General features: G+C 45.1%; 11 protein-coding genes. 5 read left to right on the top strand and 6 right to left on the bottom strand.

Features of this window, described 5'->3' with window-relative positions:
• Positions 1-5: 5 nt before the first annotated feature.
• The gene (locus ATB76_RS28400) at positions 6-179 is read right to left on the bottom strand and encodes a hypothetical protein (protein WP_164492035.1); all 174 of its coding nucleotides are present in this window, start codon (positions 177-179) and stop codon (positions 6-8) included.
• Positions 180-363: 184 nt separating this feature from the next.
• Positions 364-1,707 carry a DEAD/DEAH box helicase gene (locus ATB76_RS01320; RefSeq protein ID WP_038876315.1) on the bottom strand — a complete coding sequence of 448 codons (1,344 nt, stop codon included), beginning with the start codon at positions 1,705-1,707 and terminating at the stop codon, positions 364-366.
• Positions 1,708-2,129: 422 nt separating this feature from the next.
• Between ATB76_RS01320 and ATB76_RS01315 the strand changes: the two genes are divergently transcribed.
• A complete protein-coding gene (locus tag ATB76_RS01315; protein ID WP_038868479.1) occupies positions 2,130-2,378 on the top strand; it encodes an Lpp/OprI family alanine-zipper lipoprotein in 249 nt (82 codons plus the stop codon).
• 26 nt (positions 2,379-2,404) lie between these two features.
• Here ATB76_RS01315 and ATB76_RS01310 read toward each other — a convergent pair whose 3' ends face one another.
• From ATB76_RS01310 to ATB76_RS01295, 4 genes are read right to left on the bottom strand one after another with little or no spacing between them, the layout of a single operon-like run.
• Positions 2,405-3,331: a L,D-transpeptidase family protein gene (locus tag ATB76_RS01310; protein WP_080774309.1), complete on the bottom strand. Its 927-nt coding sequence runs from the start codon at positions 3,329-3,331 to the stop codon at positions 2,405-2,407.
• A 6-nt stretch (positions 3,332-3,337) separates the two neighbouring features.
• Entirely contained in the window at positions 3,338-4,753 is a 1,416-nt protein-coding gene (gene phrB, locus ATB76_RS01305; RefSeq protein ID WP_061034442.1) for a deoxyribodipyrimidine photo-lyase, read from the bottom strand.
• A 22-nt stretch (positions 4,754-4,775) separates the two neighbouring features.
• Positions 4,776-5,579: a MerR family transcriptional regulator gene (locus tag ATB76_RS01300; RefSeq protein WP_042601197.1), complete on the bottom strand. Its 804-nt coding sequence runs from the start codon at positions 5,577-5,579 to the stop codon at positions 4,776-4,778.
• The gene (locus ATB76_RS01295; RefSeq protein WP_061034441.1) at positions 5,569-6,519 is read right to left on the bottom strand and encodes a DUF523 and DUF1722 domain-containing protein; all 951 of its coding nucleotides are present in this window, start codon (positions 6,517-6,519) and stop codon (positions 5,569-5,571) included. The genes ATB76_RS01300 and ATB76_RS01295 overlap by 11 nt, the downstream gene beginning before the upstream one ends.
• Before the next feature lie 395 nt (positions 6,520-6,914).
• On the opposite strand from ATB76_RS01295, the gene deoD reads away from it, so the two are divergent.
• From deoD to ATB76_RS01275, 4 genes are all read left to right on the top strand, one after another.
• Positions 6,915-7,625 (top strand): purine-nucleoside phosphorylase, encoded by a 711-nt coding sequence (deoD, locus tag ATB76_RS01290; RefSeq protein WP_005441106.1) that lies wholly within the window; start codon positions 6,915-6,917, stop codon positions 7,623-7,625.
• A gap of 68 nt (positions 7,626-7,693) precedes the next feature.
• Positions 7,694-9,163, top strand: a complete 1,470-nt coding sequence (locus tag ATB76_RS01285; protein WP_038876325.1) for a lactate dehydrogenase — start codon at positions 7,694-7,696, stop codon at positions 9,161-9,163.
• A 172-nt stretch (positions 9,164-9,335) separates the two neighbouring features.
• Complete coding sequence (locus ATB76_RS01280) at positions 9,336-10,820, top strand: hypothetical protein (RefSeq protein ID WP_038868473.1); 1,485 nt, start codon at positions 9,336-9,338, stop codon at positions 10,818-10,820.
• Complete coding sequence (locus ATB76_RS01275) at positions 10,804-12,387, top strand: GGDEF domain-containing protein (protein WP_039976813.1); 1,584 nt, start codon at positions 10,804-10,806, stop codon at positions 12,385-12,387. The genes ATB76_RS01280 and ATB76_RS01275 overlap by 17 nt, the downstream gene beginning before the upstream one ends.
• Positions 12,388-12,395: the final 8 nt, after the last annotated feature.

The following is a 12,395-nucleotide window of genomic DNA, read 5'->3' as shown; positions in this document are numbered from 1 at the left end:
ACTTTTCAGTAATCATGTGAGCCTCTGCGATTGTGTACTAAGGTACAACTCACCAACGCTACGCAGAGAAACGCCAACATCTCAACCCAAACGTCTTTCTTTCCCCAACCTAACGATTTGCACTGTTGTTCTGTAAGGCTCAGATCGATGTCTTCTAACCACTGTTCTTCTTGATACATATTCTGTCTCCTCTTCTGGAAACCTATGCTAAGCAAAATTGGCGTTCAGAAAAATCAAAGACTATTTAACCCTTGTTTAGAGCAGCTAAACAATAGCCCGTGAAAAGACAAATTCCAGATATAAAAAATCCGAGCTCGTAAGCTCGGATTTGAATTCAGTTAACCTCTAACGCTGAGTTGAAGATTAATCTTCAGCTTTTGGTTCCGCTGGCTTTTTCTTAGGGATAAACACATTGTCACCCACTGCCACGTTTTGATAGAAACCTTTATCACGCTGAGCGGGTTTCTTCGCCACTTTCTTCGCTTGAGGGCGAGCCTTCTTCGGTGCTGCTTTATTACCACGGAAATCAGGTTTACGCGGCTTCAAACCTTTAAATTTGCCCTTTAGGTCATCAAATACCGAGAATTGTAAATCTTGTTGTAGGTAGAGCTCAACACGCTTGAAGCTGTCCCAGTCTTTAGGGCCAACCAGTGAAATCGCATCACCTTTGTTACCAGCACGGCCTGTACGACCAACACGGTGCACGTATTCTTCTGTGTGTTTCGGCATATCAAAGTTGATAACGTGCGTAACTGTTGAGATATCAAGACCACGTGACGCTACATCTGTCGTAACGAGGATCTTAAAGACTGCGCGTTCAAACTGACTCATGATGGTATTACGCTGAGTCTGGTTCAAATTACCACTCAATGCGACTGCTTTTAGCTTTTTCTCGTTAAGCTTAGTAGTCAAACGTTCAGTATCGTCACGAGTCGCCGTAAAGATGATCACTTGACGATATTCAGCTTCTTCCAACACACGCTCAAGAATCGCTTCTTTGTGGTCAAGGTGATCACACAAATAGAATTTCTGAGTAATGTCTTTGTGCTCTTCGTTTGAAACACCTACAGCAATGCGTTTTGGTGCATTCAACATCTCTGATGCAATACCGTTCACTTCTGCGTGGTCCAATGTTGCAGAGAACATCAACGTCTGACGACGGCGGTGTTTAGCTGCGTTGTGGATGCGGCGAAGCTCTGGTGCAAAGCCAAGATCGAGCATACGGTCTGCTTCATCAAGAATCAGCGTTTCCAATCCATCTAGGTACAATGAACGGTGTTCTAGATGGTCAGCCAAACGTCCTGGTGTAGCAACGATAAACTTAGGGTAACGACGCAATGCTTTTACTTGGTCGTTAAAGTTCTCACCACCTAAGATCAAAGTAGCATCGTAAGACAAGCCAACTAACATTGAGCGTAGCTCGCCATATACCTGTTTCGCTAACTCACGCGTTGGCGCAAGAATGACCGCACGTGGGTCTTTCGCAGAAAACGACTTCGTCTTTAATGACTTGTGAAGCATTGGTAATACAAACGCCAAAGTCTTGCCAGAGCCCGTTTTCGAAGATGCCAATAGATCCTTGCCTGCAATCGCAACAGGAATCGCCTGCTGCTGAATATCAGTCGCTTTTTTGAAATCGTAGTGTTTTAGGTTCTTCAACAATCGGTTGTCTAGGCCTAGATCTTTAAATTGCAAAGTATTCTCCAATAAATAGTCATCGTTTGAGCGCTTTTTCAGTCTCGTTTCCGCTCTAACGCAGCAAAAAATAAAAGCTCGGTATAATACCGCAAATCATAGGAGTATAGATAGAGATCACACAAACTAAATGTACAAGAAATAATAAAGTTTCATGTTAGAAACTTTCATTTGCGTCAATATCGTCTAAATTATTGATATCAGGAACGTGGCGAGAGAGCTGCTGTACTACCTGATACAGGCGTTAAAGGTGAGTAAACGCTCACTTATGTAAATTAAAGGTTAGCGTCCGTATCAGGTACTCTATGAAATCCTTGGATTTTTTTGACTTTTGCTACATCATGTACTGATAGAATGTATTCACATTTACCACTACGACTATATGACACAAAACGTATAGCGTAGGAATTTAACTATAGGCAAGGAGTTCTAATATGAACAAAACGTTGATCGCAGCTGCAGCAACTTCAGTACTTCTACTAGCAGGTTGTGCTTCTTCTGACGAAGCAGCAACAGCTACTAAACTAGACGAACTAAGCAACCAAGTTAGCCAACTAAGCCAAGACGTACAGTCTCTACAATCTGACGTTCAAAAGTCTAGCGACGCGGCTATGGCAGCTCAAGAAGAAGCTGCACGTGCTAACGAGCGTATCGACAACATCGCTCAGTCTTACACTAAGTAAGATTTGATTCCGCGCTTTAACACCCGTTAAGGCGCGGTAATTTCTACAGGAACACCATTTTGTGCAGCAATCGCTGCTTTTGCTTTCGCATTCGTCATACCAAATTCATCTAACCACCAGTCCAATTCTTTTGGCACAACTAAGTGATCTTTCTCGCCATTGCTGCGAGTTAACGGCTCGTGCGCTTCAACAAACACACTGCGGTCTGGTTCTAAAGCTACTTTGACTGGTTGATTAATGATTTGAACTTTTTCGCCACGACGCACTTTATCAAACAACCATTCGATGTCGTTTGGGTCCATGCGAATACAACCCGCGCTAACACGCATGCCAATGCCAAAGTCTTTGTTGGTACCGTGGATTAAATATTCACCATGGCCATAAGCTAGGCGAAGGGCGAACATACCAAGTGGGTTATCCGGACCAGCAGGAACAACAGCTGGCAAATCAATACCTTTCGCTTTGTACTCAGCACGTATAGAAGATGGCGGCGTCCAAGTTGGATTTGGTCGTTTCTGGCTGATGCTCGTCGTCATAACGGGTGTATCACGACCAATTCGGCCAATCCCAACAGGGAACACATAAACAATGTCTTCTTTCGGCGGGAAGTAGTAAAGACGCAGCTCTGCTAAGTTAATCACAATGCCTTTGTGTGCGACCTCAGGAAGAATAAGTTGAGTTGGAATAGTGAGGACGTGCCCTTCTTTTGGAAGAAATGGGTCTACGCCTTTGTTGGCTGCCATTAACGCAAGCATGCCGACATCATACTGCTTCGCAATATTCGCCATGGTCTCGCCCTGCTCCACTACATGATTCTCCATGCGGCCGATCACACGAGCGCCGTCTTCTGGCAGTTGATACATTTTGGCGAATGACAATCCACTCACTAAAGACAACGATATCGACAACAGGGTGCGCTTTGCGATACTCATAGGACGCTTCTTGCTTGGCATCTCTCTCTATTCCTTGGCGTTTTTAAAGAGCCGTAAGGTTATCTCTCTTTCTACCTTGTGATCAACCATCGGCTTGTGATAATCCAGTAAATTAAAGCCGCTCCATAACCAAGGGCTATGAATGAATTTATTCGGTACCTCTTTTATTTCCGGTACCCAATGGCGAACAAAGATCCCATCGGAATCAAACTTTTCGCCTTGGCTTGTCGGGTTAAATATACGGAAATAAGGTTGGCCGTCACACCCCGTTGACGCTGACCATTGCCAGCCACCATTGTTTGCCGCGAAATCACCATCCACCAGCTTACTCATGAAGTACGCTTCCCCCCAGCGCCAGTCGATATGCAAATCCTTGGTCAGAAAGCTCGCGACAATCATGCGCAGACGATTGTGCATCCAACCAGTCGTGTTCAGTTGGCGCATAGCAGCATCAACAATAGGGTACCCTGTTGTGCCTGTTTTCCAGCGCTCGAAAGCTTGCTCATCATAAGACCATTGGATCTTCTCTTCCCATGGAATGAAGCCCTTTCCTCTAACAAGCTTTGGTTCAAACACCAATAGGTGTTGGTAAAACTCTCGCCAGATGATTTCACTTAACCAAGTGGCCTTCCCTTCAGTGAGATCAGGAATTGGGTTTTCTGCATAAAGCCTTGCGATACATTGTCTTGGTGACAGCGCGCCAATTGCGAGATAGGGAGATAGCTGACTCGTGCCATCAACCGCAGGCAGATCTCTCTCTGCTTGATACGCATTGCTGCGCTCACGGGCGAACTCTCTCAGTTGCTGGACAATGTCTGTGGTTGAGGCATGCCAACGTTCACTGGACTCGCGCGGATAAGAAAAAAGCACATCAGCATGATAGCGATAGGCTTCAACCTCTTGGAGCACGTCTTTAGGCAGCTCGGCTTGCGGTTGTGGCTTGAACACCATTGGCAGTTGGAATTTCAACAACCAAGCACGTTTAAATGGTGTGAAGACTTTGAAATACTGCCCCTGCTTGTTTAACACCGTGGTTGGTGCATGAACACATTTGTCGTGGAAAGCTTCAAACGTAACTTCGCTTTCAGCCAGAACTCTCGCTACGTCTCTATCTAAAGCTTGCTCGTTGACCTCATAATGAATATTCGCCACGACACTTTTCACGCTCAACGATAATGCCCAGCTCTTGATGACCTCAGTCACGTCGGTAAATTCAGGCACCTCTTTATACAGAAGCGGGATATTAAGATCAGAAAGCTCTTCTTCGAGATGCATTAAACGTCTCGCAATAAGGTCTGCCTGCATTGGTGCCATATGGTGCTTTTTCCATTGCTCTGGCGTTGCAACATAGCAAGCGACCACAGGGTGCCCAGTATCAAGGGCGGTCTTCAATGCAGTGTGATCTAACGTTCTAAGGTCTCGTCGAAACCAAACCAGAATCATGTCGTCTCCTTACGAGGGTAAGCTAGTTAGCAAAATGCAACTTCTCAATAACTTCAGAGAACTGAACTTGCTCAGGGCATTGCGTTTTCAGCGTGGATAACGCTTCTACTTGCTTAATTGGCAGGGCCTTGTTTGAGAAGAAATGAAGTTTTTGGTATAGAGCCACTACATCATGATCGATAAGACCCGAAACATCTTCGACTTTGTCTATCAAACTAATATGGAAGCCTTGCTCGCATAATCTTGCCGCTTGTACCCAGCTTTCAAATTCTCGAGCTTGCTCGAAACTAATAAGCAGACATTTGCCTTTCGAAGAGGCTTTGTTTTCAGACTCAACAACCATGGCAAGGCGTGTAATTAAGCAAGTTTGAAAGAGGCCCGACTGAAGTGAGCGTAGTGAGACCTTCACGAGTTCAAGAGCTTCCACCACCGGCGTGATCAGCTGATCGATGACAATAGTTAATGGGTACTCTTTCAAAACGTTGGTTAGAAGCTTCTCCGTTTTACCACGGTTTAGTTCGGCAAGAGCTTTGAGCAAAGATTCCACTTCTTCTAAAGGCTGCACACTAACAGCAATATCAGCATTTTCTTCTTGTCCAAGCAGACCTTTTACTTTGCCAATGGCAACCCCTTTCGACAACCAACCTTGTATCTCTTTAATCGTATCTAGATCTTGTTGGCGGTATAAACGATGACCTTTTTCGGTTCGTTGAGGTTGGATCAAGTTGTAGCGTCTTTGCCAAGCTCTGAGTGTAACGGGCTTAACACCCGTTAACTCAGATACATCTCGAATGGCGTAGAGTTTTTCTTCTTGGCTACAATCCATAACGTAATCTCATCTCCTGCGGGTATGGTTCTAGATATTTTTGCTGTTGCAAATACTCATCTGGGTATGTGTTGAGATAATGCTTAATAAGCGTTAACGGGGCAAGTAATGGTAACAATCCTGTGCGGTAATCACTGATGACTGTCGCGAGTTCTTCTCTTTCTTTACCAGTTAATGAACGCTTGAAGTAACCTTGTAGGTGCATCAGAACATTGGTGTTGTTCTTGCGACTCGCTCGTTTTTGCAGCGCTTTCATTAAGCCCAAACGATACTCGTTAAAGAAGTCGTCAATCTCATAGCTCGCGACATCTGCCACCAACCTACCCAGAGAGCGGTAGGATTCTGGGTGGTGTGCCATCAACGTCAGTTTGTAACGAGAGTGAAAAGCGATGATTTTACCGCGTGTTGGTTCTCCACCCATGGATTCATAGAAGTCGTTCAAACAGTAAATGCGCGTAATGAAGTTTTCTTTTAATACTGGGTCGTTAAGGCGGCCATCTTCTTCTACCGGTAACCACGGCATTTTTTCCATCAAGGTACGGGTGTACAAGCCAATCCCCTCTTTTGCAGCGTTGTTTTTGCTGTAAACCTTGACTCGCTCCATACCACAGGTTGGCGACTTCGCGCAGACGATGTACCCACACAACTGCTCACTTTGCAATTCATTCACTTTATTTTCTGAATAAGTGAGCATGTTGTCGGTGTGGTCATTGTCTGGATTTTTCGTCTCAACCAATGCAATTCGCTCTTCGTTACTGACTAAGCGGATAGTAGGACGAGGCACAGACATACCGACGCCAACTTCTGGACAAACCGGCACGAAACTAAAGTACCCGTCGAGTTCTTTTGTTACGAAGTTACTTATTTTATGTCCTGAGTCGAAACGTACACGTTCACCTAATACACAAGAGCTGATACCGACTTTGATTGAAGATTCCATGATGGCACATCCTATACAAAATGTTTTGTTGTATAACTTATAGCAAGTGAATTTGAATTGTACAAGAAAATAAATTGTACAATTTATTCGTTTTACTGAGCTATCTAGGAATTCGATCAGTGAGATCTCAGAAAATATTGTGCTTCGAAACGGTTTTTTGTGCACACAATCAACAAATCGCTCAAAAGCAAATCGATTGCCTTTTTGTTTTCAACAGATTTAGTTATCAACAGAATATTTAAACAATAGAACAGACCGTTTTGTGACTTAACTCTCAAGCCACCTTTACACGTCCCGATATTATTGCCTCAACGAAAACGAACAAGTTCAACAGAATTGGTAATAGCATTCTATAATAGAGTCATTTTACCAGAACCAAACTTTGGAGAGCACTTATGGCAACCCCACATATCAACGCACAACCAGGTGATTTCGCTGAAACAGTTCTAATGCCAGGCGACCCGTTGCGCGCTAAATACATTGCAGAAACGTTTCTAGAAGATGTGAAACAAGTTTGTGATGTTCGCAACATGTTCGGCTTCACTGGCACTTACAAAGGTAAGAAAGTTTCTGTAATGGGCCACGGTATGGGTATCCCATCTTGCTGTATCTACGTACACGAACTCATCGCTGAATACGGCGTGAAAAACGTTATCCGTGTAGGTAGCTGTGGTGCAGTACGTGACGACGTGAAACTAATGGACGTTGTTATCGGTATGGGTGCATCTACAGACTCAAAAGTTAACCGTATCCGTTTCAACAACCACGACTTCGCTGCAATCGCTGACTACGGTCTTCTAGAAGAAGCGGTTAACCAAGCGCGTGCTCAAGAAGTACCAGTTAAAGTTGGTAACGTATTCTCTGCAGACCTGTTCTACACACCAGAGGCAGACCTGTTCGAGAAGATGGAAAAACTAGGCATACTAGGTGTAGACATGGAAGCGGCTGGTATCTACGGCGTTGCTGCTGACCTAGGCGCGAAAGCTCTAACTATCCTAACAGTTTCTGACCACATCATCCGTGGCGAAAAACTAAGCTCTGAAGAGCGTCAAAAGTCGTTCAACGACATGATGAAAGTTGCTCTAGAAACAGCAATCAACATCTAAGAAACACCTAAGTAGTAAATAGCAGCCGGGGCCTGACCGGCTGCAAGAATTATCCCGAGGGGGCGATTGTGTCTAACGGCGAACTGCCAAGGGACGCAGATGGGTTACAACTCAACTTTTGTAAAACATTGGCGTGTGACAACTTTGGATTGAGTGATGCAAAGCGATACGTTTTGCAACATGCTAACCCTAAACGTCCGGCGATGGTATGCCGTGAGTGTGGAGCTTTCCCCCCCTTACTTAATAATCGCGATGTAGTGAACGAGCTTCATCGTCTGCGTCACGTCCACAGTGACGGATTACCTGCTTGTCGCAACGATGACTGCGATAACTTTGGGCTTTCTGTCCATACTCATAAACACCTCTATCACGCTTTCGGTTACAGTGGCGATCGCCAACGTTACCGCTGCAAAGTGTGTCAAAGTACCTTTGTCGATAAATGGTCTGGTGCCAATAAAAAGCTTCAGTTCCAAGAGAACTTGATGGGCTTGTTGTTTACCGGTTATTCCGTTCGCGAGATCTGCCGTAAACTCAGCATTAATCCAAAAACCTTTTACGATCATGTTGATCATATTGCTAGCCGCTGCCGCCGCAAACTGGCAACGATCGATGCTCGCTGGGTAAACCATGCCGAGCACTATGAGTTGGCGTCGAACTATGTTTCCCTGCAACCACATAGCAACAACGGCGTATACTGGATCGCTTCTGGTGAAGCACACTCTGGCTATATTCTATGTCAGCATGTGAACTATTCTTCTAATGATGAGCCGGTCGCAGCACTGGATCATAACCCTTACGATGAAGTGTCACGTTTTGTATCACAGGAATACACCGCAGAAGCAAGTGAAGCACCCGGCGAACCTTCGAAGAAACTTCGCGAGCGTATCGACCAGAAGTACCAAACCATTTTGGCGCGTGGTAACGTAGAGGACCCACTGGGCAACCTTTCTGTTTTCCATTACCCGTCAAAAGGTGCTTTGATTCGCCCGCCTTACACCTCTTACGCTCACTACCTACATGTATTGGATATGTGCTGCCCAGAGAAACGGGTTTCTATTTACATGCCTCAAGATCCCCTGCTCCGCTCTGCCGCGTTGAGCGTTTGTTTATCTCGTATTCAAGAGAAAAACGTTGACTTGATGTACGTTGAAGAAGATGCAAACTGGGATATGACTGCGCCATTTGGCAAAGTAGACATTGCTTACATGAGTTGGTGGCGAGATCGTTGGGCGATTTCACGTCAATACGAAGCAAACAAAGGCATTTGTTACTTAGCTGGCGACAATAACGAACCTGAGTCATGGTTCAATGTTGCGACAACACGCCACATTCAATTCTATCAAAATCGTTTTCAGCTTCTGTTTGAGAGCTTCATCAACGAGCCACGTCGCAAATTACGACCTGCTGGCATATTACCTCTTTTAGATATATTCAGAGCTTGGCATAATTTGTGCTATCAAGATAAGCAAGGGCTTACCGCCGCTCAGAGGCTGAAAGTAACGGACGCACCTCTGACGATCAAACAACTGCTGTCGTGACTATTTAACACTTTACTCATTTAAATGTGGTAAATAGATGCTGACCACGGTATATATTACGGTACCCAATACCTTATTGGTGTAGCATTCTTCCTACACCTGAAATGATAGTCGCATCTAACCACATAATATTTAGGTGTAAATTCCAGTTCGATAGTCATGGATGTGAACGTTGGATAAAAGCCAAATTCAGCTAGAAGCAGAGCTAAACGCCCTCGATGGCCAGATAAAATCTGATCCGGAACGCGCATTTCGAATCGCCGAACAATGCAGAATTCGTGCGGAGCAAATCCTATTTGTTGATGGCGAAATTCGAGCATTGATCATCATGGCGCATGCCTGTTGGTGTAGCATGGACTACCGACACGGGCTCAAACTCGTCAAAGACGCCTACAGCCTTCAAATTCAACTCGACACCGACGATCATTTACCTGAAATCCTTCACCTCTTCGCCTTGCAATACTGGGGACAAGCTAAATACTACTCCGCCCAACAGTACTGGATAAATGCGTTAGAACAATCCGCATTGGTTGATGACATTGAAATCCAAATCGAGGCCCTTATCGGACTTGGTAACGTTTGGCGCATCACCAACGAACACAAACTAGCCGCATCCACACACGAATTAGCCGTCAAAGTGGCAAACAACGTCCGTATTGCATGGTTAGAAGGCAAAGCTCGAATCCTACTCGCATGGGATTATTATCTGCTGAATAACTTCGTTGAAATGCTGACGGTGCTAGATGGCGCTACCGAGGTACTTCGTGATCATGACGACAACACATGGCAAGCTGAAATTTGGGATTTTAAGGGATTGGCATTACTGGGATTAGAACGTCTCGATGCAGCAGAAGAGGCGACTCAGAAAGCACATCAACTCGCGATTGAACAAGACCTAACTTGGATGAAAGCGCACTCCTTCATCAGCCGAGCCCGACTCGAATTGCTGCGCAAGAATACCGAAAACGCCGCCTCCTTACTGCAATCTGCAGAGCAGTCCGCCCTGAGCTTTGATAATGGTGAACTGCTCAGCCAAATCTGCTTTCAGCAATCGCGCGTCGCAGAAGAACAAGGCGATTATGAAGGCGCTTTCCAAGCCTTCCAAAAATATCGCAAACATGCGCTTAAAATGCTCAAGGAGCAGACGCATCGAGTAAGTATGGATAAAGCGCGAGGATCTAAACGTCAGTTAGAGCAACGCGCGAGAAAGCTCATTAACCGTATTCGTGCCCAGCATGAATACGATCCAGAAAAACAGTTCTCCAACGTTGTATCCGAAACCTATTGGTGGGAGCAACTGGTTCTATTCAAAACAGAGCTTAAGCAATCAAACCACGCGATCATTATGATCCGCCATACTGAGCCAGCTTTCCTTGATGTGTGTACTGAGCTCGTTCACTCATTAACGACATCCAGTGACTTGATCTCTCGTTTGAGCAGCGATCGCTTAGCTATGTTGATCGCAGAGAAAGATCAAGCGGCAGAAGACTTGTACCGCACGGTTTGTGCCATGTTAGACATCTACCCTTGGAAACGACGTGGCTTAGCCGGAGCTAAACCGACCCTCTATCTGCAAGATATCCTGACCTTCCCGTTCACATTGGAGCAATTGGAAGAAAGCCACATTGAGGTAATGAAGAATGGAACAACTGCTTAGTAAAGTGACCGATGCAGGCATGGACCCTTCTTCTGTTACTGGCGAAGAAGCGCTGATCCTTTGGGAACATATCCGCTTTCATATCGCGTCAACAAATCGTGAAAAAGCCCATTGCCACATCATCAGCGCAGAATATCGCAGCAAAATCAAACAGCTGAGTACCAGCATTGAAGAGCTTAGACAAGCTTTAGACTTACTCAAATTGCCTGAGGATGTCGAAGACATTCTATCCGTCAAAGCGAGCCTGAGCGATCGTCTGGTTGAAAAGGGCGATTACAACGCAGCGTTAACGGAATACATAGCTTCCACCAACATTGCGGTGGAATACGGTTATATCGACGAATACGTACTTGCCATTATTGGCATGGGCAACTTGTGTGACGCTTATGGTGACCATAACAAGGCGCTACGCTACTACCAAAAGATTGATGCTATAGACCATGCTATTGGCAGTCGTTCGCTTAGGTTGCGTTACAAGCTTTACATGTTAGCTTGCTATATCAGTATACAGCGCATTGGTTCAGCAACTGACTTACTTAGCGAATGTGAAGAGTTGAGTATTTTGGTGAGTGACAAAAACCTCACCAGCCAAATTCATTTATACCGTGCTAAGTTATTGCGTCTACAAAACGAGTGCAACCAAGCCCTGATTGCGATTTCACATATTCAATACTCGACAGGTAAGCAGCACACTCAATGGCTATCGACCATGGTGAAAATCGAAACGGCTTACTGCTTGAACGAAATCGGACACCAATCTCTGGCAAACCTGCTTTTATCCTCGACAGGCAAGCGCATTAATGAGTATTCCTCTCCACTGATCGCCAATCGCTTTTACAATGCAATGAGTCAAGTGTGCTCTTCTCAAGGCCAATTTAAAGAAGCACTCAACTACGAGAAAAAAGCATTCCGTGTTGAATCCGACCTCATCAAACATATCCCAATCGGTGAGCTAGGTGCAGCCCAATTACGTCGCCTCACTCGCTTTGAGTTGCAGCTTAAATTGATTCTTTCTGAGATTGAAAACAAAGAGCTGAAAGAAACCACTAAACAACACAAAAATACCGTAGCGCAGCTACAGCAGGATGTATTTACCGACCCACTCACTTCGCTGCACAACCGCCGTTGGTTAGAAGTGAAGCTGAAAGACTTGTTGTTGCATGACACGTCATTTGCACTGATGGTGATTGATATTGACCATTTCAAATCAATTAACGATGAACTGAGTCATTTAGTCGGTGATAAAGCAATTCAGAACGTATCAAAAGAGCTGTCTAGCTATTTTAAATTCCGAGGGTCATCTTGCGTTCGCTTTGGCGGTGAAGAATTTTTGGTGATTCTGGAAAATACAGAACTTGCCCGTGCAGAGATGCACGCAGAAAACTATCGCGAACGTATCTATCAGTTTGGTTGGCATGAAATATTAGGTGAGCGTGGCTTGACCGTTTCCATCGGTATCACACTTCATCGTGAAGGTGAGAACACACAACGTACCTTCTATCGCGCTGACAAAGCCCTGTACCGAGCCAAGGCCAACGGCCGGAACCAAGTGTGTACGGAGCTTTAAAGCAATCA

This window comes from Vibrio sp. MOR3, assembly GCF_001557775.1.
Classification (GTDB): Bacteria; Pseudomonadota; Gammaproteobacteria; order Enterobacterales; family Vibrionaceae; genus Vibrio; species Vibrio jasicida.
This window is presented reverse-complemented; position numbering and strand designations above follow the sequence as displayed.